This is a genomic window from Paranoxybacillus vitaminiphilus, from assembly GCF_003259935.1.
Classification (GTDB): Bacteria; Bacillota; Bacilli; order Bacillales; family Anoxybacillaceae; genus Paranoxybacillus; species Paranoxybacillus vitaminiphilus.
Genome location: NZ_QLMH01000004.1, coordinates 56440 through 80319, shown reverse-complemented (window position 1 = coordinate 80319; position 23880 = coordinate 56440). Strand labels below are relative to the sequence as shown.

General features: G+C 39.0%; 25 protein-coding genes and 1 pseudogene. 25 read left to right on the top strand and 1 reads right to left on the bottom strand.

What is annotated here, in order from left to right; all coding sequences use genetic code 11:
* The first annotated feature begins 138 nt into the window (after positions 1 to 138).
* The 10 genes and pseudogenes from B0I26_RS06885 to B0I26_RS06840 all read left to right on the top strand — a co-directional run bounded on the left by B0I26_RS06885 (position 139) and on the right by B0I26_RS06840 (position 8083).
* Entirely contained in the window at positions 139 to 588 is a 450-nt protein-coding gene (locus B0I26_RS06885) for an Lrp/AsnC family transcriptional regulator (RefSeq protein WP_111644872.1), read from the top strand.
* Positions 589 to 1124: 536 nt separating this feature from the next.
* Positions 1125 to 1239: pseudogene (locus B0I26_RS18530) on the top strand (ATP-binding cassette domain-containing protein); the annotation flags it as partial.
* Between the two features lie 37 nt (positions 1240 to 1276).
* Positions 1277 to 2893, top strand: coding sequence for a gamma-glutamyltransferase family protein (locus tag B0I26_RS06875; protein ID WP_111644725.1), 1617 nt, complete (start codon positions 1277 to 1279; stop codon positions 2891 to 2893).
* A 35-nt stretch (positions 2894 to 2928) separates the two neighbouring features.
* Positions 2929 to 3510, top strand: a complete 582-nt coding sequence (locus B0I26_RS06870) for a chromate transporter (RefSeq protein ID WP_111644724.1) — start codon at positions 2929 to 2931, stop codon at positions 3508 to 3510.
* Positions 3507 to 4037 carry a chromate transporter gene (locus B0I26_RS06865; protein ID WP_111644723.1) on the top strand — a complete coding sequence of 177 codons (531 nt, stop codon included), beginning with the start codon at positions 3507 to 3509 and terminating at the stop codon, positions 4035 to 4037. The genes B0I26_RS06870 and B0I26_RS06865 overlap by 4 nt, the downstream gene beginning before the upstream one ends.
* A gap of 344 nt (positions 4038 to 4381) precedes the next feature.
* Complete coding sequence (gene spoIIID / locus B0I26_RS06860) at positions 4382 to 4639, top strand: sporulation transcriptional regulator SpoIIID (RefSeq protein WP_111644722.1); 258 nt, start codon at positions 4382 to 4384, stop codon at positions 4637 to 4639.
* Between the two features lie 121 nt (positions 4640 to 4760).
* Positions 4761 to 5762 carry a rod shape-determining protein gene (mreB, locus tag B0I26_RS06855; protein ID WP_111644721.1) on the top strand — a complete coding sequence of 334 codons (1002 nt, stop codon included), beginning with the start codon at positions 4761 to 4763 and terminating at the stop codon, positions 5760 to 5762.
* Positions 5763 to 5981: 219 nt separating this feature from the next.
* A complete protein-coding gene (locus B0I26_RS06850; protein ID WP_111644720.1) occupies positions 5982 to 6806 on the top strand; it encodes a flagellar hook-basal body protein in 825 nt (274 codons plus the stop codon).
* Between the two features lie 164 nt (positions 6807 to 6970).
* Complete coding sequence (locus B0I26_RS06845) at positions 6971 to 7804, top strand: flagellar hook-basal body protein (protein WP_181502770.1); 834 nt, start codon at positions 6971 to 6973, stop codon at positions 7802 to 7804.
* Positions 7805 to 7822: 18 nt separating this feature from the next.
* Positions 7823 to 8083: a DNA-directed RNA polymerase subunit beta gene (locus B0I26_RS06840; RefSeq protein WP_111644719.1), complete on the top strand. Its 261-nt coding sequence runs from the start codon at positions 7823 to 7825 to the stop codon at positions 8081 to 8083.
* 162 nt (positions 8084 to 8245) lie between these two features.
* Here the strand turns inward: B0I26_RS06840 and B0I26_RS06835 are convergent, their stop codons facing one another.
* Positions 8246 to 8911, bottom strand: coding sequence for a tropomyosin (locus tag B0I26_RS06835; protein ID WP_181502768.1), 666 nt, complete (start codon positions 8909 to 8911; stop codon positions 8246 to 8248).
* A gap of 81 nt (positions 8912 to 8992) precedes the next feature.
* On the opposite strand from B0I26_RS06835, the gene fabZ reads away from it, so the two are divergent.
* From fabZ to B0I26_RS06755, 15 genes are all read left to right on the top strand, one after another.
* Positions 8993 to 9430, top strand: a complete 438-nt coding sequence (gene fabZ / locus B0I26_RS06830) for a 3-hydroxyacyl-ACP dehydratase FabZ (protein ID WP_111644717.1) — start codon at positions 8993 to 8995, stop codon at positions 9428 to 9430.
* Positions 9431 to 9589: 159 nt separating this feature from the next.
* Positions 9590 to 9952, top strand: coding sequence for a hypothetical protein (locus tag B0I26_RS06825; RefSeq protein ID WP_111644716.1), 363 nt, complete (start codon positions 9590 to 9592; stop codon positions 9950 to 9952).
* A 274-nt stretch (positions 9953 to 10226) separates the two neighbouring features.
* Positions 10227 to 10994 carry a tyrosine-protein phosphatase gene (locus tag B0I26_RS06820; protein WP_111644715.1) on the top strand — a complete coding sequence of 256 codons (768 nt, stop codon included), beginning with the start codon at positions 10227 to 10229 and terminating at the stop codon, positions 10992 to 10994.
* Positions 10995 to 11614: 620 nt separating this feature from the next.
* Complete coding sequence (locus B0I26_RS06810; protein ID WP_111644713.1) at positions 11615 to 12487, top strand: AAA family ATPase; 873 nt, start codon at positions 11615 to 11617, stop codon at positions 12485 to 12487.
* 88 nt (positions 12488 to 12575) lie between these two features.
* Positions 12576 to 12899, top strand: a complete 324-nt coding sequence (locus B0I26_RS06805) for a hypothetical protein (RefSeq protein ID WP_111644712.1) — start codon at positions 12576 to 12578, stop codon at positions 12897 to 12899.
* A gap of 74 nt (positions 12900 to 12973) precedes the next feature.
* Entirely contained in the window at positions 12974 to 13507 is a 534-nt protein-coding gene (locus B0I26_RS06800) for a hypothetical protein (RefSeq protein ID WP_111644711.1), read from the top strand.
* A 125-nt stretch (positions 13508 to 13632) separates the two neighbouring features.
* Positions 13633 to 14514, top strand: coding sequence for a UTP--glucose-1-phosphate uridylyltransferase GalU (gene galU / locus B0I26_RS06795; RefSeq protein WP_111644710.1), 882 nt, complete (start codon positions 13633 to 13635; stop codon positions 14512 to 14514).
* A 192-nt stretch (positions 14515 to 14706) separates the two neighbouring features.
* The gene (locus B0I26_RS06790) at positions 14707 to 15375 is read left to right on the top strand and encodes a sugar transferase (RefSeq protein WP_111644709.1); all 669 of its coding nucleotides are present in this window, start codon (positions 14707 to 14709) and stop codon (positions 15373 to 15375) included.
* Positions 15376 to 15397: 22 nt separating this feature from the next.
* A complete protein-coding gene (locus B0I26_RS06785; RefSeq protein WP_111644708.1) occupies positions 15398 to 16333 on the top strand; it encodes an SDR family NAD(P)-dependent oxidoreductase in 936 nt (311 codons plus the stop codon).
* A gap of 8 nt (positions 16334 to 16341) precedes the next feature.
* Complete coding sequence (fcl, locus tag B0I26_RS06780) at positions 16342 to 17298, top strand: GDP-L-fucose synthase (RefSeq protein ID WP_281268685.1); 957 nt, start codon at positions 16342 to 16344, stop codon at positions 17296 to 17298.
* 21 nt (positions 17299 to 17319) lie between these two features.
* Entirely contained in the window at positions 17320 to 18363 is a 1044-nt protein-coding gene (gene gmd, locus B0I26_RS06775) for a GDP-mannose 4,6-dehydratase (protein WP_111644706.1), read from the top strand.
* A gap of 42 nt (positions 18364 to 18405) precedes the next feature.
* Positions 18406 to 19737 carry a flippase gene (locus tag B0I26_RS06770; protein ID WP_111644705.1) on the top strand — a complete coding sequence of 444 codons (1332 nt, stop codon included), beginning with the start codon at positions 18406 to 18408 and terminating at the stop codon, positions 19735 to 19737.
* Positions 19738 to 19740: 3 nt separating this feature from the next.
* The gene (locus tag B0I26_RS06765; protein WP_111644704.1) at positions 19741 to 21108 is read left to right on the top strand and encodes an asparagine synthetase B family protein; all 1368 of its coding nucleotides are present in this window, start codon (positions 19741 to 19743) and stop codon (positions 21106 to 21108) included.
* A gap of 37 nt (positions 21109 to 21145) precedes the next feature.
* Positions 21146 to 22312, top strand: a complete 1167-nt coding sequence (locus B0I26_RS06760; protein ID WP_111644703.1) for a glycosyltransferase family 4 protein — start codon at positions 21146 to 21148, stop codon at positions 22310 to 22312.
* Complete coding sequence (locus B0I26_RS06755; RefSeq protein WP_111644702.1) at positions 22309 to 23589, top strand: glycosyltransferase family 4 protein; 1281 nt, start codon at positions 22309 to 22311, stop codon at positions 23587 to 23589. Before B0I26_RS06760 ends, B0I26_RS06755 begins: the two co-directional genes overlap by 4 nt.
* Positions 23590 to 23880 lie beyond the last annotated feature (291 nt).

Genomic DNA, 23880 nt, shown 5'->3' with positions numbered 1-23880 from the left:
CTTAATAAGCAAAGGGATGGGCGTTTTTATTTTTGGCTATTTCAGTCTGGCACGAAAAAATCAAATTAAGGTGTTTCATCTTTTAACAACAAAATATATACTTAAGGTCAGGAAACCTTTTTCAGGTGGTGAGCGTTGTTGAAGCTGGATGATATCGATCGAAAAATATTATCGCTTTTAACCGAAAACGGCAGAATGTCTTACGTTGATATTGGTAAAGAATTAAATCTTTCACGAGTATCCGTAAGAGAGAGAATAAACCAGCTGGTAGAAAATGGCGTGATTGAAAAATTTACAGTGGTGATTAATTCAGAGAAGGTTGGAAAAAGTGTGTCCGCATTTTTTGAAGTCGATTGCGAGCCGGCGTATTTGGTGGAAGTTGCCCAAAAGCTGGCCGATAATCCGAATGTAGCCAGCTGCTACCAAATGACAGGGCCTAGTACACTTCATATGCATGTTCTCGTAGAGGATTTTGCTAGTCTTGAAAAATTTGTCAACAACGAACTGTATTCTTTGAAAGGGATTACACGAGTAGAAAGCCATATCCTGCTAAGAAGATTTAAAAGTAGAAGCGGACTTAAATTATAATGCAATGAATTTACAAGAGGCTGACCGTAAGTGTCTGACCTTACGACGTATACTGTTTTTATCCATTGTTATGTCCTAAATAAATATATTAGGGTTTTGGGGGCTGACACCTTGTTTGGTCAGCTCTTTTTATTTTTTGACAGATAGGAAATTTTGAATTTTTTAGAAAAAGATATGGAAAAATTATTCTTTTTACTATATAATCATAAAAAATAAAATTTAATTAACTTTGTTAAATAATAAAACATTTTTTATTAACAAAAGTAAAAAAAACAAAAAAACAATATACAAAATGTATTAATGTAAGTGTTTGCGATTCATTTAGCTTCTTCATTTCATTAAACAGATATGATATATAAATCAAAAACATATTTAAAAGGCGAACAGAACACTGGTTGATTTTTGGCTTGATTCACATGTTGAGAGTTTAAGTTGAATTATTATAGAAATGACAAGGAGTGTGAAAAGTGCAGTAGGTTTAATTGTTCGTCGGTTCTTCCAACTTCTTTTGCTATTAGTTGGAATCTCATTTATGAAGAGAAGCAGGATTAAAAGAGGAACATTATGATCGTTATCCTTACGAGTTTAGCGGGGGGACAAAGACAGCGGATTGGTATAGCCAGAGCGATTGTACTGAATCCTTCCCTCGTCACGAAGTAGGATGATGCGAAGTAAAGGGGAGTAGAAGATGATAAAATTTGACTATTTGCACTACCCGTATTCTTCACAGCGAATGGCGACATTTGCCGCCAATGGAATGGTGGCCACTTCCCAGCCTTTGGCTGCCCAAGCAGGGTTGGATATTTTAAAAAAGGGCGGTAATGCGATTGATGCGGCGATTGCGACGGCTGCATGTTTAACCGTTGTCGAGCCAACTTCCAACGGAATTGGCGGCGATGCCTTTGCCCTTGTTTGGACAAAAGGGGAGCTTCACGCTTTAAATGCAAGCGGCTATTCGCCGAAAGCGATCTCGATTGGGGCAGTAAAGGAACGGGGATACAACGAAATTCCGAAATATGGCTGGATTCCTGTAACCGTTCCAGGAGCTCCGGCAGCTTGGGCCGCCTTGTCAAAACGATTTGGCCGACTGCCGCTAGCGGAAGTATTAAAACCGGCGATTGAATATGCGGAAAACGGTTATCCAATCTCACCAACGCTTGGTAAGTATTGGGATAGAGCATTCCGCACTTTTAAAAATGAGTTAAAAGATCCAGAGTTTGCAAGTTGGTTTGAAACGTTTGCTCCTCAAGGGAGAGCGCCAAGAATTGGAGAAGTTTGGTCTTCCAAAGGACATGCCGACACATTGTGCTCCATTGCCAAGACGGATGGGGAAAGTTTTTACCGCGGTGAATTGGCGGAGAAAATCGCGGCTTTCTCGAAGCAATATAACGGCTTTTTATCGTTTGACGACTTGGCTGAATATGAAGTGGAGTGGGTCAAACCGATTTCCGTCCGTTATCGCGATTATGATGTATGGGAGATTCCTCCGAACGGGCAGGGGCTTGTTGCGTTGATGGCGCTCAATATTATGAAAGGATTTGAAGTGCCTGAAACGCCGACGATTGATACGTATCATCAACAAATTGAAGCGATGAAGTTGGCGTTTGTCGATGGGCAAAAATATATTACCGACGCGCGTTATATGAAATACACGGTCGGCGAGCTATTATCAGAAGAGTTCGCTCAGTCAAGACGACAGTTGATTCATGAAGAAGCGCTGCTTCCTGAACCGGGAACGCCGCCAAAGGGAGGAACGGTATATTTAGCGGCTGCCGATGGCGAAGGAAATATGGTGTCATTCATTCAAAGCAACTACATGGGATTTGGTTCCGGCCTCGTCGTACCTGGAACAGGAATCGCCTTGCAAAACCGCGGGCATAATTTCTCGTTAGACCCATCTCACGACAATTGCCTTGCGCCAAGGAAGAAAACATATCATACCATCATTCCTGGATTTCTCACGAAAGGAAATGAACCGATTGGGCCATTCGGTGTGATGGGAGGCTTTATGCAGCCGCAAGGACATATGCAAGTAGTAATGAATACGATTGACTTCCATTTAAACCCTCAAGCCGCATTAGATGCACCAAGGTGGCAATGGGTCGAAGGGAAAAAGATTCTTGTCGAGCACCATTTTCCGCAACATGTCGCTCAAGCCTTGGCACGAAAAGGACATGATATTCAAGTAGCCCTAGATTCAGGCGCATTCGGGCGCGGGCAAATCATTTGGCGCGATCCTCCTCGTACAGGGGTGTTGGCCGGCGGTACAGAAGCCCGTACTGACGGAGCTGTCGCAGCTTGGTAAAATGTTCGCAAACACGCATAAAGGACTGAATGGACATGAAGCAGCTTCAATTATTTTTAGCTTTTTTTCGCGTTGGCATGTTAGGATATGGGGGAGGCCCATCGGCTATCCCTCTTATTCATAAAGAGGTCGTCCAAAAATACAAATGGATGAGCGATGATGAATTTTCCGATATATTGGCGTTAGGAAACGCGCTCCCCGGGCCTATTGCCACGAAAATGGCAGGGTATATCGGTTATCGCGTGGCTGGAATTATTGGAATGCTGAATGCTGTTTTAGCGACAACGATTCCAACGGTTATATTAATGATTGTCTTGTTAATGTTTATTTCCTCTGTCAAGGATGAGCCGTGGGTATTAGGAATGACAAAAGCGGTTGTTCCTGTTGTCGCGGTCATGCTCGGTGTGTTAACGTGGGAATTTATGAAGCAATCCAATTCTTCGTTAGGTTTATTGTCCACCATTCTGTTTGCCATTGGAAGTTTAATTGTACTAGAGTTTTTTCATGTTCACCCAGCTATCCTCATTGCTGTTTTACTATTCAGTGCATTAGTTGGAAAAGGTGAAAAAACAAATGAAAAAGCCAAGTCTCCGATGGAAAGGAGAAAGCATTCATGATTTATTGGCAAATTTTCCTTGCCTTTTTTATTCCGGGCATTTTAGGTTACGGCGGGGGACCTTCATCTATTCCCCTCATTGAAAATGAGGTGGTTGACCGCTACGGTTGGTTAACGGTCAACGAGTTTAGTGAAGTGTTGGCGTTAGGAAACGCGCTTCCTGGGCCTATTGCTACGAAAATGGCTGGGTATATCGGCTATCAACAAGGTGGAGTGCTCGGAGCTTTCATTGGCATTTTTGCCACGGTTGCACCTTCGCTCATCCTAATGATTGCTTTGCTTCAACTTCTTTATAAATTCAAAGATTCCCCACAAGTAAAACGGATGACAAACTACATCCGTCCGACCATTGCCGTTTTACTCGGGGGGATGACGGTTGATTTCTTTTCTGCGTCCTACCATGATGTAGGCACATGGCAAACATTATTATTAGCGGTGCTTAGTTTTTTATTAATGGAAAAATGGAAAATACATCCTGCTTATGTCATTACCCTATCATTAGTATACGGTGCTCTGTTTTTAGGCTGACCGCTTCGGTGTCTGGCCTCACGCTCATTCATTTATATATTGTGTTGCGTGGGGTCTGATACTTTCCGTTTTGGTCAGCCCTTTTTATTTATTTCAAACAAAATATAAAAAATTCCTACAAATCACTTGTCCCTCTTGACTTTTCTGGTATATATGGCCAATTCGCCTAATAAAATAATACAAACTTAACTACAACGAGAGTGTTTGAGGTGGGGATCGTCCATTAACAGCAAGAAATCGGCTTTAGATATTTTCACAATGAACAAGCAGAAGCACTTTTTATCGGATGCAAAAGCGAGTCTCATTTCACACTTCTCACATCCAATTCAGGGAGGGCGAGTGGTGTGCACGATTACATCAAAGAGCGTACTATCAAGATTGGAAAGTATATCGTGGAGACGAGGAAAACCGTTCGCGTCATCGCGAAAGAATTTGGCGTTTCCAAAAGTACCGTTCATAAAGATTTAACGGAGCGGCTTCCAGAAATCAATCCCGAGCTGGCTAATGAAGTAAAAGAAATCCTTGATTATCATAAATCAATTCGCCATTTGCGGGGCGGTGAGGCAACAAAAAGGAAATATAAAAAAGAAACGATTCAATAAGCCAAAAAATTTTTCCTTGCAGGAAATTTTTATTAAGAAAATAGTATGTTCTTCCTATTACAATATGATAAAATGATCAATTAGGAGTGATTTGACGGATTGAATGCAAGGAGGAACATCGATGTTTGCAAGAGATATCGGTATTGATCTTGGCACAGCGAACGTGCTCATTTATGTGAAAGGAAAAGGCATTGTGCTAAATGAACCATCAGTCGTGGCGATTGATAAAAATACAAATAGGGTGTTAGCTGTCGGTGAGGAAGCGAGACGAATGGTCGGACGTACACCTGGGAATATCGTTGCCATTCGGCCGTTGAAAGACGGCGTCATTGCCGATTTTGATATTACGGAAGCAATGCTGAAGCATTTCTTAAACAAATTAAATTTAAAAGGCTTTTTAGCCAAACCGCGCATTTTAATTTGCTGCCCGACAAACATTACATCGGTAGAACGAAAAGCGATAAAAGAAGCGGCGGAAAAAAGCGGCGGCAAAAAAGTATACTTGGAAGAAGAGCCAAAAGTAGCAGCCATTGGCGCAGGCATGGATATCTTTCAACCGAGCGGAAATATGGTTGTCGATATTGGCGGTGGTACAACGGATATTGCCGTTCTTTCCATGGGCGATATTGTCACCGCCTCTTCGATTAAAATGGCTGGGGACAAGTTCGATATCGAAATTTTAAATTATATCAAACGTGAGTACAAGCTGCTGATTGGTGAACGTACAGCGGAAGAAATTAAAATCAAAGTCGCAACTGTATTCCCAGGCGCACGTGACGAAGAAATTGATATTCGCGGCCGCGACCTCGTTACAGGCTTGCCGCGCACGATTACTGTTCGTTCGAGCGAAATTGAAAAAGCGCTGCGCGAACCGGTTGCTGTGATTGTACAAGCTGCCAAGGGCGTATTGGAACGCACACCGCCTGAGTTGTCGGCGGACATTATCGACCGCGGCGTCATTTTAACAGGAGGCGGCGCCCTCTTGCATGGCATTGATCAACTGCTCGCGGAAGAATTGAAGGTGCCTGTATTAATCGCAGAAAATCCGATGGACTGCGTGGCGATCGGCACAGGTATTATGCTTGATAATATCGACAAAGTGCCAAAACGTAACTTCATATAAGAAAAAGTGTCTTATCTCTTCGAGGAAAAGGTCGTTTCGCAGAAAACAACACAATAAAATTATAAAATTGCCAGAATAGGTACCATTGGGAAATGGTACCTATTCGCTTTTATTGGGTGTTTGCTTTATAATAAAATTATCAGATTCTGTCGGAAAATGAGCGAAATAAACTTCTTTTGACGAAAAACGTGCATATTTGCATATGAGAGGTGAAAGCCTGTGTTACGAGGATTTTATACAGCTGCTTCAGGCATGTTTTCCCAACAGCGCCGCGTTGAAATGTTAACAAACAATATTGCCAATGCCAATACGCCAGGATATAAGGCGGATCAAGCTTCATTAAGGGCATTTCCCGAAATGCTTTTGAAAAGTTTACATACAACAGCTGGACCGCGTTCATTTCGCAGACAAATGACAATCGGTGAAATTAACACAGGCGTGCACATGCAGGAAATGATGCCGCTCTTTCTGCAGGGAGATATAAAGGAAACAGGACAAAATACGGATATGGCCCTTATTGACGGCAATATACCAACGGATGCGGAAACAGGCATGAAAGGTGCGCTCTTTTTCGTTGTCGAAAACGGAAATGGCGAGATTCGTTATACACGCAACGGAAATTTCACATTAGATGCGGAAGGGTTTTTAACAACGCAGGACGGCTTTTACGTACTGGATGAAAACGGTGAACGCATTCAGCTTGCGAGCGAGAATTTTAAAGTCACTGAAGACGGCGTGATTTTCGAAAATGACGTTCCGATGACCCGAATCAATATCGCTTTTGCCGCTAATCCAAACAGCGTTGTTAAAGAAGGGAACGGACTATTCCGCAGCGAGGCGGGCGTGCTGCCGAGCGCGATCGGCAACCCGAATGTGACATACCAGCTCAAGCAAGGCTTTCTCGAGCGTTCCAACGTCGACTTAGCGCGTTCGATGACCGAGATGATGGCAGCTTACCGCGCTTTTGAAGCAAACCAAAAAATATTGCAGGCATACGATAAAAGCATGGACAAAGCGGTTAATGAGATTGGCCGAATCAAATAGGGAGGATTTACCTGCGTTAGTAAAACGCATTGCACTTTTCGCGTCCGTTAAGGCTGTCTAGACCCTGCAAGACGAATATTCAATAATGGATATTGTGACAGGCGCGTAAGGCCAGCCTCTTATGAACGATAAGAATGGGTAAGATAGGATAGGGGGAGAAAACGGTGCTGCGTTCCATGATTACTGCCGCCAATACGATGAATCAGCTGCAGCAGCAGCTTGATGTCATCAGCCATAATATCGCCAACATCAATACAAACGGATATAAACGCCGGCAAACGAGCTTCGGCGAGCTGCTCGTACAAGAGTTCAATAACTTGCCGCAAGACGAACAAAACCGTTTAACTCCTGAAGGCGTGCGCCAAGGCGTTGGGGCAAAATTAGCGGCAACGAGCCTTGTGCTGAAGCAGGGGGCAATCGTTGACACAGGACGTCTGCTTGATGTCGCCCTCACAAAAGAGGGACAGTTTTTCCGCGTGCTCATGCAAAATGAAAATGGTACAGAAGAGATTGGCTATACGAGAGACGGCGCGTTTTATTTAAGTCCATCTGCGGAAAATCCGAATCTGCTTATGCTTGTCACAAGCGAAGGCGCTCCGGTGCTTGATGGCAACAATGAGCCGATTTTGATTAATGATAACTTCAAAGACATTCAAATATCGCAAACAGGAACGATGACGGTCATCGCTGAAAATGGCGGTATCGCCCAAACGGTTGATTTAGGCGTAACAACGATACTGCGCCCGCAGCTTCTTGAGTCGCTTGGGGAAAATATATACAGGCTGCCGGACTTCGTCAATGAAGCCGATGTAGCCGTCAATATGACCGGCAATTTGCGCGGACAAATCGGCATCCAGCAATCTGCGCTGGAACAATCGAACGTCGACTTAGCCATGGAGATGACCGATCTGCTCATTACGCAGCGTTCATACCAAATGAACGCGAAATCGATTTCCCTTTCTGATCAAATGATGGGCTTAATTAACGGAATTCGTTAACGACAAGGAGAGCGTTCGATGAAGGCAGAAAAAAAAGAAGAACAGAAACAAGAACAACATGAGGAGAAGCCAATACCGATTTGGCGGCGCTATCGCGTCCGTTTCATTCCGATTTGGCTGCGGCTTGTGATTGTTGCCGGGCTGATTGTCATCAGCACCTTAACAGGAGCGATGATCGGTTATGGAGTCATCGGCGACGGCAAACCGCTCGATGCCCTAAAACCATCGACATGGCAGCATATCATCGACATTGTCAAAAAAGATACCGACAAACCATAATGAACGGGAGATGGCCGAAAAGCAAGTGTCAGAGCCTATATATTTTGTGAGTTGCGCGTGAGGCCGGACACTTTGATTGGTCAGCTCCTTTTTCTGTTATTCATTGTCTTATGTGTGGTACAATAAAACAAAAAAGCCAGCCTAAATTTGACTGGATGTTCATTAGGCGAGCCGCTGCTCGATTTTGTTCGCTTGTCTTTTTACAGCTTCCACTTCTCTAAAAAGAAGATTCACATCTGCTTGCATATCGTTTGTGGTTGTTCTTATATCTTTTCTCATATTTGTAAGAGTTTCAATCATCAAAGTCGTATGATGTTTCAATGCGTCTTTTATTTCTATTTGTCCTTCTTTTACTTCTTTTAATTCGGTTTCTACATGATTTAATCGGTGTTCGACATTGACTAATCGACCTTCTACGTTATCTAATCGGTGTTCGACATTGATTAATCGATTTTCTACATTATCTAATCGGTGTTCGACATTGATTAATCGATTTTCTACATTATCTAATCGGTGTTCGACATTGACTAATCGATTTTCTACATTATCTAATCGGTGTTCGACATTGACTAATCGATTTTCTACATTGTCTAATCGGTGTTCGACATTGATTAATCGATTTTCTACATTGTCTAATCGGTGTTCGACATTGTCTAGCCGCTGATTGACTTGCTTTAAATCGTGTTCAACGTTGTCCAGCCGCTGATTGACTTGCTTTAAATCGTGCTCAACGTTGTCCAGCCGCTGATTGACTTGAGCAAATTTTTCGCTTACTTCTGAACGAAACTCGCGCATTTCGTTCATAAATTGTTTCAGCAATTCTTCCATCTTCCTCACCTCCCTTTTTCTTATTATAGCATATCCATCCTTGTTGGAGAGGTGAAAAACAATAAAGGAGGCATACTGCATATGCTTGACATTCAACAAATTAAAGAAATTATTCCGCATCGTTATCCGTTTTTGCTCGTTGACCGCATTCTTGAAATCGAAGAAGGAAAGCGGGCGGTCGGCATTAAAAATGTCACGGTGAACGAGGAATTTTTTAACGGACATTTCCCGAACTATCCGGTCATGCCAGGTGTATTAATCGTTGAAGCGTTGGCGCAAGTCGGTGCCGTGGCGATGCTCAAAAAAGAAGAAAACCGCGGCCGTCTTGCCTTTTTTGCCGGCATTGACAACTGCCGCTTCAAAAAGCAAGTCAAACCGGGCGACCAGCTCCGCCTTGAAGTTGAAATCATCCGCGCAAAAGGCACCATCGGCAAAGGCAAAGGCATCGCCACTGTCGACGGCGAGCTTGTATGCGAAACAGAAATCATGTTTGCGTTAGGCGAGAAAACAAACGCCTAAACTTTGATCGTTTCATTCGTACTCTTTCCTTGTTGAAGCGTGCTCGCTTTTTCTTGGAAAGAGTATTTTTTTTAAAACATGCATGAAATTCTCCTTTCTGGGCAACATAAACCAAGACCTCGCATACATAGGTCATTAATGAAGAAAGGAGAATTCAACATGAACAGAAAATGGCTTTTATTGAAGCTGGTTGGTTCATTAGTCGCGATTATGCTTGCATCTGGCTGTAATTGGGGCGATGACAATGACAATGACCAAAATCCGCCGCCGCCAGCGGAAAACGGAGATGTCAACGATAATGACATGAATCCAGCTGATGATATCAACCAAAATGATGACGTTGACAATGATAATAACAATGACGATAACAACATTATCAATGACAACGACAACAATGGTTTACCTCCAGGAGATGACACGAACAACGGACCTGGCGACGACGAAAATGATGCCGTTCCAGATCGGGAGGACCCTATTGAAGATCAGGAAGATGTAAACGATCGTGATAATAAAGATGAATAAATTAGGAAAAAGGTATCAAAGCGAAATGTTTTGATACCTTTTTCATTTTTGGTCACCAGATTTAGCAAAATACAGATTTTTTAGCATGTAATGACCTTGTAAAAAAATAATGGTTTATGGCAAAATTAAAGAAAAGTAAGGAATTTATAGCATTTTAGACATAATTCAACGAAAAATGTAAGTTGTTGGAACTATAGACCTATGCTAGTATAAATGATGTATCCAATATAAACCAGATATAAATAGTACAAAAGAAAGTCGGGAGGATGAGGCGATGATTGATATACACAGCCATATTTTGCCGGGTGTCGACGACGGCGCAAAAACGATTGAGGATGCAATCGCGATGGCGGGTGCCGCCGTCAGCGAAGGTATAACAAAAATCATCGCCACTCCTCATCATAAAAACGGAAACTATGAAAATCCAAAACAAAAAATTTTGCAGCACGTCGGACAGCTGAATGCGGTCCTAAAGGAGCAAAACATTCCTTTAACCGTTTTGCCGGGTCAGGAAGTGCGCATTTATGGTGATATCGTAAAAGACTATGAAAATGGCGAACTATTAACATTGACGAATGAAAGTCAATACATATTTATTGAGTTTCCGTCCAATCATGTCCCAAGATATGCCGAGCAATTATTGTTTGATATACAGATGAAAGGGCTCGTTCCGATCATTGTTCATCCGGAACGAAATGCGGAAATGAGCGAAAACCCGGAACTTCTTTATCAATTTGTAAAAAAAGGAGCATTGACGCAGCTGACAGCAGCAAGCGTTGCCGGCGATTTCGGCAAGAAAATTAAAAAGTTTTCCTTGCAAATGATCGAGGCGAACTTGGCGCACTTTATCGCTTCCGATGCACATAACACGACAAACCGCGCCTTCCATATGCGCGAAGCATATGGTGTGATTGAAAAAGAATTTGGAGCGGGAGCAGTTTACTTCTTCCGTGAAAACGCCGAGCTTCTCGTTGACGGGAAAAACGTCTACCGCCAACAGCCGGAACGAATCAAAAAGAAAAAGTTTTTAGGGTTGTTTTAATTTGATGGGTATGTTTTATGATGATTGACATTGTTATGAAACATATTTTCTTTTTTTCATATTTGTCGAAATATCCCAATTTTTCGGGGAGAATGTTTTCTGTTTGTGTCAAATGGTTAGATGAGTGCGGCGGCTTAACTTTTCGGATTGTCTAGCTTCGGCGGTCAGCCGCTCGGGGTCAAATAACCTTCCGGAGCGAAGTCAAAAAGCGACTTCTTGCTCCGGAAGAACATTTGCCCATCGCGGCTGGGCGGGACGCTTCCGCTTTTCGGAGATGTCTAGCTTCGGTGTCTAGCTCTCTTGTGCGAAATAACCTTCGCCCTTGAAGTGCAAGCACTTCCGCGGTCGAAGAACATTTCGCTTCGAGAGCTAACCGCGGCACCTCAGCTTTTCTAACGGAGATGTCTCCTTTCCGTTATCAATGGAGGCACTCGGCCATGCCGTGGGTGGGGACGATGACGGTCCATTCACCTTAGACGCTCGTCGTCGAGGGTGTGGTGTGAGGGCGGGTTAGATGCCCGGTTCTCTATATTTTATCAAAAAGCAATGTACAGCGATTAATTTAAAGCGGTATCGTTTATAATAGAAACATAGAAAAGCAAAAGAGAGGCGATACACGCATGGAACAATCGTGGGCGTTAAAAGTGGAAAGGTTCGGAAAAATCAAAAGCGGGGAAATCGAGATCGCGCCATTCATTTTGTTTGTGGGAGACAACAACAGCGGCAAAAGCTATATCATGTCTTTATTATGGGGAGTGCTCTCAGAAGCGCGCAAATTGTTTCCGAAAGAACCGCCGTCCGTGCAAACGTATCAAGAAATCGATCGTTTTCTCGGACGTTCGATTGGAAATAAATGCTTTATCGGGAATGAAGAAGCGCAATTATTCGTTCGATGGTTTAATGACATCCTTCGCAACAAGAAAAGCGAATTTATAAAAACCATCTTTCGCCGTAAAATTCCAATAGGTTCATTAAGCATTGAACGCTATCATCGCACAAAGCCGCTCGAAGTCATTTTTGAAAAAAGAGAATCATTGGATGGCACCCGTTTTTCAAGCGGCAAAGGTTACATCCGCATTCCTTATACCGACAGAAGTAAAGAACAAGCAACCGAACGATATCGCATGGCGCAATACATTACATGGAACTTGTTGATGGATGAGCTCACCTCTCCTTTGTATCCGCCCGGAAAACAAGGTGGAATACAGACGAGAGCCATCGGTGAAGCACTTTATTTACCGGCATCGAGAACTGGTTTTATGCTTTCTTACAAAGCGTTGATGCAAGAGATGATGGAAAGGCTCATTTCCGGAGAGAGAGAAGAGCATGCGATTGAATTTACGCTGCCGGTTTACCGCTTCCTGCAAGCACTTCTTCGGTTGGATGAAAATCGAAAATCAAAATATGAAGATATCGGCCGGTTTATCGAAGAAAACATTATGCATGGAACGATGAAACAAGAAAAAGGGACGCTTCCGTCTTTTTGTCGTTAAACCAAACAACGATTTTGCTTATTTAAAAGTTAAAAACACTCCGGACGGCATTTTAGAGATCAGAAGCAAAACTGGGAACTTCATATTTTTGAATGCAAAAAAACAAGTGAATGAGAAAAACTGGGATAAAGTAAAGAAGCAATTTGAAGGCGGCATCCTTCATGCTCATATGCTGAGAGGGATTTTGGATATTTCGCAGTTTTCAAAAATATGTGTATACACGGTATACCAAAATGATAAATTGCTGCAAAAAACAGCAGATCCGAGTTTGCTTCGCCAACCGGTTGGCAAACGTTTAACAAGTCAACCTTATAAAGATTGGAACGAGTCTTTTGTTTTCATCTTAAACGAAAAAGTTCCACATCATCGCATTCAATTAAATGCATCGGGACAGGGCGAATATACGCTATAGTTTTTGATTCAACTTACATAACCTCTTTTGTACATGCTATAATGAAAGAAAATGGCAAAGGAGGTGTAAAAAAGATGAGTCAAGAGTTGAGAGATTTGCTGCGTTCCGTCTTAAAAGAAGAATTGCATCCGGTTCATGAGAGATTGGACCGCGTCGAGCAAATGCAACAAAAATTAAGCAGCGATGTCGGACAAATTCAGAAGGATGTTGTTAGACTGCAGCAAGGCCAGCAAGAACTTCGAAACGATGTCGCCCGGCTCCAACAAGGCCAACAGGCACTTCAACAAGACGTTGCGCAGCTCCAACAAGGCCAGCGTGCATTACAGCATGATGTGGCGCAACTGCAAATCGGCCAACAGAAATTAGAACGCGATATGACCGCTATGAAGCAAACGCTCGGAAATGTTGAGCGGACGCAAGAAAAGATCCTCGAGGAACTTCGCATTTCGAAAAACAATCAAGCGCATATTTTGCATGATCTTACAAGCATAAAACAGTCTGTCGATGTAACTGTCACTTATTTACAAAGACGGACAGATGTCATGTTCGATAAAATGATCGAGCACGAAAGAGAGATTTTGAACTTAAAATCCCATTTGCCAAACTAAGTCCCAGCGGAGGGGCTATTTTTTATGCCGACATGCGAATCGACGTATATTCTATTGATAAATAGCCTATACGTCGGTTCGTATATGCAAAAATACATAAAGACATAAAGAAAAGAGGGAGTTCATTGAAAAAAGTACGCAAAGCGATCATCCCGGCAGCGGGGCTCGGCACAAGATTTTTGCCAGCGACGAAAGCGATGCCGAAAGAAATGCTTCCAATTGTCGATAAACCAACGATTCAATACATCGTCGAAGAGGCGATTGCCTCTGGCATCGAAGATATTATCATCGTCACAGGGAAAGGAAAACGCGCGATCGAAGACCATTTCGACAACGCCTATGAACTGGAACAAATATTAATGAAACAAGGAAAACTGGACTTGCTCGAAAAAGTGAAAGAGCCATCAAAAGTCGACATTCACTACATTCGCCAAAAAGAACCGAAAGGACTTGGCCACGCCGTCTGGTGCGCGCGCAACTTTATCGGCGACGAACCGTTTGCCGTTCTGCTTGGTGACGACATCGTCCAAGCGGAAACGCCGTGCTTAAAACAATTAATCGACCAATACGAGCAAACGTTCAGCTCGGTCATCGGCGTCAAACGGGTTCCTGACAACGAAACACACCGTTACGGCATTATCGATCCGCTCGAGCAGCACGGACGCCGCTACCAAGTCCGCCAATTCGTCGAAAAACCAGCGCTAGGCACCGCGCCATCGAACCTAGCAATTATGGGAAGATACATACTTACACCGGAAATCTTTCTATTCCTTGAAAAACAAGAAGCCGGCGCCGGCGGCGAAATCCAATTAACGGATGCGATTCAAAATCTGAACGAAATTCAACGTGTCTTTGCCTATGAATTCGAAGGAAAACGCTACGATGTAGGGGAGAAGTTAGGGTTTATACAGACGACGATTGAGTTTGCGTTGCGGAATGAAGAACTCAAGCCTCAATTATTGGAGATAATGGAACGGATTTTGAGAGAAGAAAAGGTTTTGACATAGACTCGAAAGAACAAAGTCACGAAAAAATTTGACGAACTCCCAAAGTCAATAAAAAAGCTATTCGATATATTAAGATTAAGCAAGACTACCTATCGAGCATTTGGAAAATTTAAAGAAGTTATTAAACCAAGCAATTAACCAACGACTCAATAAATCAAATAAAGTGGGTTAAAGAGCAGGGGTGAAAAAGAAGTGGGGGCTAGTGCCAAGAAAAATGATTTTTTTAAAGAATATGCGGTTGCGCTTGATGTGGGACAACTTGAGAGACAAAGAAAAAATGTAAAGTTGTACCCGTACATCAAGCGCTTTTTTGATGTGCTTTTATCATTACTAGCACTGCCAATTGCGGTTCCTATTATTTTCATTTTTGCGGTTATTATTAAACTCGAAACACCTGGCCCAGCTTTTTTCCTGCAAGAGCGCGTTGGCTTACATGGAAAGTATTTTAAAGTCATTAAATTACGTTCCATGGGAGTCAATGCTGAGAAAAATGGTGCACAATGGGCTGCCAAGAATGATCCGCGTGTCACAAAAGTAGGGGCGTTTATTCGCAAAACAAGAATCGATGAGCTCCCGCAATTATTCAATGTTCTTAAAGGTGATATGAGTTTAATTGGTCCGAGGCCAGAAAGACCAATATTTACAGCGCAGTTTAATGAGGAAATTCCTGGTTTTATTGATCGTTTGCAAGTAAAACCTGGAATAACAGGATGGGCGCAAGTAAATGGTGGATATGATATTACACCAAGGGAGAAGTTGGAGTTGGATCTTTATTATATTAACAATATGAGCTTTCTTCTTGATCTTAAAATTATTTTAAAGACGATAAAAGTTTGTATAACAGGTGATGGAGCAAGGTAAAGAAAATTGGAGGAATAAATAAATGGAGAAGGTCCTTGTTACAGGGGGAGCGGGATTTATTGGTTCACATATAGTGGATAAATTGCTTGAAGAAGGTTATGAAGTGGCGGTTTTTGATAATCTCTCAACAGGTAAATTGGAAAATTTAAGAGAGAAGACCTATACTTTTTATGAAGGAGATATCTCTAATAAAGAACAAGTATATGCCGCTATTGCTGATTTTCAGCCACATTATATTATTCATCAGGCGGCACAAGTAAGCGTAGCGAAATCAGTAGAAAATATGGAAAAAGATGCTCGGATTAATATTATGGGTTCTATTAATGTAATTAATGCTGCCAAAGATTACGGAGTAAAGAAAATTGTTTATGCATCAAGTGCAGCTGTGTACGGTGAACCCCAATATTTGCCGATTGACGAAAATCATCCAATAAACCCCAAATCACCTTATGGTATCTCTAAATTTACGGTAGAATTATATTTAAAAGCAACACATGAACTATATGGAATTGATTACACTATTCTACGTTATGCAAATGTGTACGGACCGAGACAAGATGCTAAGGGTGAAGGTGGAGTTGTAGCAATTTTTGCAGAAAAAATCGCAAATGGAGAAACTCCAACAATCTTCGGTGATGGTAAGCAGACAAGGGATTTTGTTTATGTAACCGATGTAGCTGCCGCGAATGTTTTGGCTATTCAAGGAGGCAGAAATAAAATTTTTAATATATCTACTAATACTATGACTAATATAAACTATTTATTTAATTTAATTAATAGTACATTTCATAAAGAAATGGCTCCCATTTATGAAGAAGGAAGAAAAGGAGATATCAAATCAAGTGTTTTAAACAATATAAGTTCTAAAGAAGCTTTAAATTGGGAACCACAAGTTTCAATTGAAGAGGGTATAGACAAAATAGCTGAATATTACAAAATGAGCAAAATTTATATTTAAAAGTTTTGATGGAGGATTTTAGTATGGAACGTTCGTCAAAAATTTATATTGCAGGGCATCGAGGATTAGTAGGTTCGGCAATTTTAAGAAAGTTACAAGCTGATGGGTATACTAACCTTGTTTATAAAACAAGCCAGGAGCTGGATTTACGTGATAAAAATCAAGTAGACGAATTTTTTGCGGAAGAAAAGCCAGAATACATCTTTCTTGCCGCAGCGAAAGTTGGAGGCATTGTCGCAAACAATGAATATCCAGCGGACTTTATTCGCGACAATTTAATGATCCAAACAAACGTCATCGATGCAGCATATCGAAACGGCGTCAAAAAGCTATTGTTCTTAGGAAGTACATGCATTTATCCGAAATTTGCTCCACAGCCGCTAAAAGAGGAATATTTATTAACAGGCGAATTGGAGCCAACGAATGAACCATATGCAATTGCAAAAATTGCCGGCATTAAGATGTGTCAGTCATATAACCGTCAATACGGTACGAAATATATTTCAGTTATGCCGACTAATTTATATGGTCCAAATGATAATTTTGATTTACATACGTCTCACGTATTACCAGCGTTAATTCGTAAGTTCCATGAAGCAAAAGAAAACAATGCTCCATATGTCGAAGTATGGGGAACAGGAACGCCAAGACGTGAATTTTTATACTCTGACGATTTAGCTGATGCTTGCGTATTTTTAATGAACAATTACGAAGGAAACGAAATTGTTAATGTCGGTGTCGGCGAAGATATTTCGATTAAAGAACTAGCGGAAAAAATTAAAAACATCGTTGGTTATCAAGGTGAAATTAAATTTGATACAACAAAACCAGACGGTACACCTCGTAAACTAGTGGATGTATCAAAAATCAATGCATTAGGCTGGAAAGCAAGCATTTCATTAGAGGAAGGATTACAAAAAGCGTATCAATGGTTCTTAGATAACGTAGCAGTGAAAACAAATTAATAAACGAACTGGAGGACAACAATGAAAAAAGCTTTAATTACCGGAATCACGGGACAAGATGGAGCATATTTAGCTGAATTTCTTCTTAATAAAGGTTATGAGGTTCATGGATTACAACGTCGTTCCTCAATTATTAGAATTGATCGAATCAATCATCTATACGATGAAGAGAATCCCCAAGACTCAAAAATTATTATGCATTATGGCGATTTGACAGATTCTACAAATTTGATTCGTATTATGCAAGAAGTTCAACCTGATGAAGTTTACAACTTAGCAGCACAAAGTCATGTAAAGGTATCTTTTGAAACTCCGGAATATACAGCAAATGCTGATGCTTTAGGTACATTGCGTTTATTGGAAGCTATTAGAATCCTTGGTTTAACGAATAAAACTAGATTTTATCAAGCTTCCACAAGTGAATTATACGGTTTAGTACAAGAAACACCTCAAAAGGAAACAACGCCTTTTTATCCACGTAGTCCATATGCGGTAGCTAAATTGTATGCATATTGGATTACAGTTAACTATCGTGAAGCTTATAATATGTATGCGTGTAATGGTATTTTATTTAACCATGAATCACCATTAAGAGGGGAAACATTTGTAACCCGTAAAATAACAAGAACGGTTGCGCGTATTAAATATGGATTACAAGATAAACTTTATCTTGGAAACCTTGATGCTAAACGCGACTGGGGATTTGCTGGAGATTATGTTGAAGCAATGTGGTTAATGTTACAACAAGAAAAACCAGAGGATTTTGTTATTGCTACAGGTGAGACTCATACAGTCCGTTCGTTTGTAGAATTAGCATTTAAAGAAGTCGGTATTGAAATTGAATGGCAAGGTCAGGGTATTGACGAAAAAGGTATTAATAAAGCTACGGGTGAAGTTTTAGTTGAAGTAGATCCTAAATATTTCCGTCCTACAGAAGTAGACTTATTACTTGGAGATGCTACGAAAGCTAAAGAAAAACTTGGATGGAAACCAAAAGTTAGCTTACAAGAATTAGCTAAAATGATGGTTCAAAGTGATTTACAGGAAATCAAAAGATTTAATTAAAATTGAATTAATTTATACAAAATAGACAGGAAGAAATATAGAATGTTTAGTGCAAGGAAACTATCTCCTAAATTCATTTTTGAAAGCTTAAAGGAAAAAGCAGATATCAAGAAAATAGTTTCTAATGCAGGGTGGTTATTTATAGACCGAATTTTTCGAATGGGTGTCGGGTTATTAGTAGGTCTATGGATTGCGCGTTATTTAGGACCCGAACAATATGGATTATTGAACTATGCACAAGCATTTATAGCATTGTTTTCTGCATTTGCTACCCTGGGGCTTGACGGGATCGTAATACGTAATTTGTTAAATGAACCTGACAAAAAGGAAGAATTACTAGGTACTGCTTTTGCTCTTAAGTTTATAGGTGGCTTATTAGTTTTTATACTATCAGTAACTTTAACTATAATAATTGGTGACTTTAGCGAAAATTACTTACGAATTTGGTTGATATTCTTTGTTTCATTAGGGGTTGTTTTTCAATCTTTTGATGTTATAGATTTTTGGTTTCAATCGCAAATTCAGTCAAAATATACTGTCATAGCTAAAGGATTAAGCTTTACTATTATATCTTTATTTAAGGTAGTATTAATTTTGTTTAAAGCTAATTTAATGGCTTTTGCCATAGCAGGATTATTAGAAGTATTGTTAGGAGCTTTATTTCTTATTGCTGCTTTTAAAATCAAAGGCAATTCCATATCGAGGTGGAAATTTAAAAAATCTGTTGCCATTAGTCTTTTAAAAGATAGTTGGCCATTAATATTATCTGGTCTTGCCGTTACTTTATATATGAGAATAGATCAAGTAATGATTGGAAATATGCTAGGAGATAGAGAAAATGGGCTTTATACTGCAGCTGTAAAGCTTGTTGAAATGTGGTATTTTATTCCAACATCAATTGTAGCCTCTACCTTTCCTGTTATAATTAAATTAAGGAAACAGAACTTATCACTTTATTTAAAAAGATTACAGCAATTATATAACCTTATGACATGGTTAGGGATATTAATTGCAGTTGTTATTACTATATTTTCAAAACAAATCATATTGCTACTATATGGAGAAGGCTATTCAAAATCTTCATTTGTATTATCGATTAGCGTATGGGCCGGCATTTTTGTTTTTCAAGGGGTAGCAAGGGGAAATTGGATACAAGCTGAGAATCTCCAAAGATACAGCTATTGGTACACTCTTATTGGATGTATAGTTAACATAGTACTAAATTTAATTACAATACCTAAATACGGTATATATGGAGCTGCAGTAAGTACGTTAATTAGCCAATTTGTAGTTGCCATTGTAGCTCCTAGTTTTTTTAAAGAAACAAGGCTTTCGTCAAAGATGATCTTAAAATCATTCTTGTGGGGTAAATAAACGATGAAACAGTTTGAAACAGATTGGTTAGGTTCTAAACCAATCTTTTATAATGAAAAAACAGGGAAAGTTAGTGAAAATATAAATGAGGTAATTGACTATAATAATTTAGAATTTGATCCAGAAGGATTTAATAATTATTTAGAATTTGGATATTCTGTTTTCGAACAAACTCCAATTAAAAATGTTAAATTTTTAAGATACTCAACTCGATTAATCATAGATGACAATAATAAAATTCATATAAAATACTTAAAAGATCCTGCAGAAAATTGGTATGGGAAAACTACAAGTGAAATAGACGTCCTAGAGAGATTAGAAGCTGAAATTCAAAAATGGGAAAATAGTGTTAAAGGTGAGATTATTATTCCAACTAGCGGTGGTTATGATTCCAGGATATTAAATATAATGATTAAAGACAAATCAAGAATTAAATCATTTACCTATGGTATATCCGATAACCAGGATGATTCGTTTGAAGTAGTGTATGCGAAAAAAATCTCGGAAATACTTAATACTAAATGGAAACAAATAAAATTAGGGCATTTCCATAATTATCTAGATGAGTGGTATCAATTGTACGGTGTTTCTACGCATGCACACGGTATGTACCATATGGAATTTTATTCAAAAATTTTAAAAGAAGTAAGTGGTGGAAATCCTTTTTTAAGTGGAATTATAGGAGATGCTTGGGCAGGAAATGTAAATATACCGGATATTAATTTGAATACCCTGAATAAATTAGGATATACCCATGGTATGAATGCTGACCCTAAACAAAGCTATTTAAAATCTAATAATTATTTAAAAGAAAAATATCTCGAAATTAACAAATTCAAATTGAAAGACCCTTATTGGAAAGTCATAGAAAGTATGAGACTTAAAATCATATTATTGTCTTACTTATTACGGATACCAAGATATTATGGATTTAATCCATGGTCTCCATTTATTGATATAAATATAGCATTGTCAATGCATACTATTCCTTTAAAGAGAAAAGTGAATAGAGCTTGGCAATCAGATTTTTTCAAAAAGTATTCACTTAATCTAGAAGAGTTAGATCTTAAAGTTAATAAAACAAATTCATTAAATTATCAGGCTATGTTAATATCCAAATTAAAACCTTTAAATGTTGAACTTTTGAGAGAAGTTATCAATCCATCCTATGTTGATTGGATTAATAAAAATGTAATATATATATCCTCCTCAAAAAAATTAATCCGTAAATTATTAAATGTAAAGAAGCTAGGAGGGGCTTTAAGAAGAAGTGGAATAAGGGATACGATTCTTACTGCCTATTGTGCTTATCTTACATTGAAGCCTATTGAACAGCTACTAGAGAAAAGAAATCATTTTTATAAAAATTAATTTCAAACCTATTCTTTATATAGGAGAAAAGTTAGTTATGAAAGAGATCCGTATTGCTTCTTTTCGCCCGGGTGTAATAGCAAATGGAACAGCTTTTGAAGCTCAGGCTCTTATTTATAAATATCTACAAAAAAAATATGGGTGGAAGTTTGTTATATTTAAAGATGAAAGAGATAAATTCGTTGACGAAGAATTAGAGACAGTTACGATCCCTTTTAAATCAAGAAAGACATTTCCGAGAACCCCTATTCCCAGAAATTTATATTTATTTAATAAATATATTGTTCAGCAGTTAAAAGATTTTGACTTTATCTTAAGTTGCGATCCGACAATTTATCAACAAGGGGTCCATGCCGCTTATGTGGCTAAGAAATGGAACATACCTTTAGCATTTGATGCTTCGCTAACTATAATGGGTGAGGGGCGTTCATTGTCGTGGAAATTGCAAAAACCATTTGCCAAGTGGGCATTACAATATTCTCAAATTATATGGATTACTGTTCCTAAAACAGCGGAGAGATTTAGGGATATCGGATTATCTAGTGAGTCTATATCTTCACAATTTGTAGTTTTAGGACATCCGGTAGATACAGAGAAATTCTATCCGGCTGAAAAAAGAAATTCTAATTCAACTAAGACAATCATATGTGTAGCTAGATTAGTAATGGAAAAAGGTGTACATTACATTATCCAAGCTGCAGCACCTCTTATTAAGAATAACAAAAATATTCTTTTAAAGATTGTCGGAAGAGGAGAAGCCAAAAGTTTTTTAGAGAGGTTAGTTAAAGAAGAAGGGATAGAAGAGAATGTTCAGTTTATTGACCCTGTACCGCATTCCCAGCTACCTGATTTATATAGGCAGGCAGATATTTTCATAGGACATCCTGTCTCTATATCTAGTTGGGAAGAATTTTTTGGTGTAGTAAATGTAGAAGCTATGGCCTGTGGGTTACCTGTAATTACCTCTAGAACAGGTGGGATTCCTTATTTAATAAGAGAGAAAGATGTAGCTATATTTGTAGAAGAGCGTGATATTATTGGCATCACTAAAGCTTTAGAAACTTTATTATATAATCAGGATTTGTATGAACAATTGCGTATCAATGGCAGAAAATATGTTCAAAATTATTATTCGTTACCTGTTATAGCAGAAAAATATCGTAAATATATAGAAGCAGTATTAGAAATGAGAGGTAAAAAATGAAACCTTTATTAGTTAATACTTTTGATATTGAAGGCGGTGCTGCTCGTGCCGCCTATAGATTGCATAAAGGTTTACAGCAAATTGGTCTTGACTCGAAAATGTTAGTTCAAGTTAAATATAGTGATGATTATACCGTATTTGGACCTGAAAATAAAATAGATAAAGTTTTTTCGAAAATTCGTCCATATTTAGATTTATTGCCACTATATCGTTATAAAAATCGAAATAAAACACCATGGAGTAATTCCTTGCTACCTAACAAATCGTTAATTGATAAAATAAATTCTTTTAATCCCGATATAGTTCATCTTCATTGGATAAACGGGGGATTCTTTCCTATAAGCTTAATACCATATATAAAACAGCCTATTATTTGGACTTTGCATGATTCTTGGCCATTTACAGGTGGTTGCCACATACCATATGAATGTAAAAAGTATGAAAATAATTGTGGCCAATGTCCTCATTTACAATCAAAATCTGGAAAAGATCTTAGTTATAAGATATGGAAAAGAAAATTTAAATCTTTTCAAAATGCTAATTTAACAATAGTTACACCTAGTAGGTGGCTAGCAGACTGTGCAAAAAGAAGTTCATTATTTAAAAATTTTCGTATAGAAGTTATTCCTAATGGAATTGATACAAATAAATTTAAACCAATAGATAAAGCATTTGCAAGAAACGTATTAGGATTATCTAACGATAAAAAGTATATACTTTTTGGAGCTATGAATAGTATAAGTGACCCTAATAAAGGATTTCAATTTCTTCAACCTGCTTTACAAAAATTAGCTACTTTATCTAATACTGATGATATTGAATTAATTGTATTTGGAGCATCAGAACCGAAAGAAAAACCAAATTTAGGATTTAAGGTTAATTATTTAGGAAGAATACACGATGATTTAACTTTAAGTATTGTATATTCTGCTGCAGATGTGTTTGTGGCGCCATCTATTATGGAGAACTTACCGAATACAGTAATGGAAGCAATGGCTTGTGGAACGCCATGTGTGGCATTTAATATTGGGGGAATGCCAGATATGATTGAGCACAAATATAATGGATACTTAGCATCCCCTTTTGACATTAGCGATTTAACTCAGGGGCTTTTGTGGTTATTGTCTGAGAATAATTCAGTATATTTGTCTCAAAATGTAAAGGAGAGAGTTAATAAAAATTTCCAATTGACCAAAGTAGCTTATAAATATAACAGTTTGTATCAAAGCGTCAAGGGAATGGTCTATAGTGACTTATATAACAATTATTATTTTTAACGGGTAACTGAATGTGTATTTAAGCTTAGACAATAATCACTTAAGACTAAAGTAAGGAAGAATTCATTCGAGTATTCTTGATTTTCCAACGCAGGAGTTTTCCAAGAGAGCCAAAACGGAGTCTTTAAAGATCAAAGAAGTTCGTGTATAAGGTAAGAGGATTTGCTCTTTCTTACCTAAGAAAAAAGAGAAATTTGAAGAATAACCTAAAATAAGAGAGTATGTGTCCAAAATTAAGGAGTCAATCTGCTGAACATGACATTTCTTAAAAGCTCAAATTGGAATGGGATG

Bases quoted from the DNA above. Each gene is read 5' to 3' on its own strand.
- B0I26_RS06875 (WP_111644725.1), top strand. From the start codon at position 1,277: ATGATAAAATTTGACTATTTGCACTACCCGTATTCTTCACAGCGAATG.
- B0I26_RS06870 (WP_111644724.1), top strand. From the start codon at position 2,929: ATGAAGCAGCTTCAATTATTTTTAGCTTTTTTTCGCGTTGGCATGTTA.
- B0I26_RS06865 (WP_111644723.1), top strand. From the start codon at position 3,507: ATGATTTATTGGCAAATTTTCCTTGCCTTTTTTATTCCGGGCATTTTA.
- mreB (WP_111644721.1), top strand. From the start codon at position 4,761: ATGTTTGCAAGAGATATCGGTATTGATCTTGGCACAGCGAACGTGCTC.
- B0I26_RS06840 (WP_111644719.1), top strand. From the start codon at position 7,823: ATGAAGGCAGAAAAAAAAGAAGAACAGAAACAAGAACAACATGAGGAG.
- B0I26_RS06835 (WP_181502768.1), bottom strand. From the start codon at position 8,911: ATGGAAGAATTGCTGAAACAATTTATGAACGAAATGCGCGAGTTTCGT.
- fabZ (WP_111644717.1), top strand. From the start codon at position 8,993: ATGCTTGACATTCAACAAATTAAAGAAATTATTCCGCATCGTTATCCG.
- B0I26_RS06825 (WP_111644716.1), top strand. From the start codon at position 9,590: ATGAACAGAAAATGGCTTTTATTGAAGCTGGTTGGTTCATTAGTCGCG.
- B0I26_RS06820 (WP_111644715.1), top strand. From the start codon at position 10,227: ATGATTGATATACACAGCCATATTTTGCCGGGTGTCGACGACGGCGCA.
- B0I26_RS06810 (WP_111644713.1), top strand. From the start codon at position 11,615: ATGGAACAATCGTGGGCGTTAAAAGTGGAAAGGTTCGGAAAAATCAAA.
- B0I26_RS06800 (WP_111644711.1), top strand. From the start codon at position 12,974: ATGAGTCAAGAGTTGAGAGATTTGCTGCGTTCCGTCTTAAAAGAAGAA.
- B0I26_RS06785 (WP_111644708.1), top strand. From the start codon at position 15,398: ATGGAGAAGGTCCTTGTTACAGGGGGAGCGGGATTTATTGGTTCACAT.
- fcl (WP_281268685.1), top strand. From the start codon at position 16,342: ATGGAGGATTTTAGTATGGAACGTTCGTCAAAAATTTATATTGCAGGG.
- gmd (WP_111644706.1), top strand. From the start codon at position 17,320: ATGAAAAAAGCTTTAATTACCGGAATCACGGGACAAGATGGAGCATAT.
- B0I26_RS06770 (WP_111644705.1), top strand. From the start codon at position 18,406: ATGTTTAGTGCAAGGAAACTATCTCCTAAATTCATTTTTGAAAGCTTA.
- B0I26_RS06765 (WP_111644704.1), top strand. From the start codon at position 19,741: ATGAAACAGTTTGAAACAGATTGGTTAGGTTCTAAACCAATCTTTTAT.
- B0I26_RS06760 (WP_111644703.1), top strand. From the start codon at position 21,146: ATGAAAGAGATCCGTATTGCTTCTTTTCGCCCGGGTGTAATAGCAAAT.
- B0I26_RS06755 (WP_111644702.1), top strand. From the start codon at position 22,309: ATGAAACCTTTATTAGTTAATACTTTTGATATTGAAGGCGGTGCTGCT.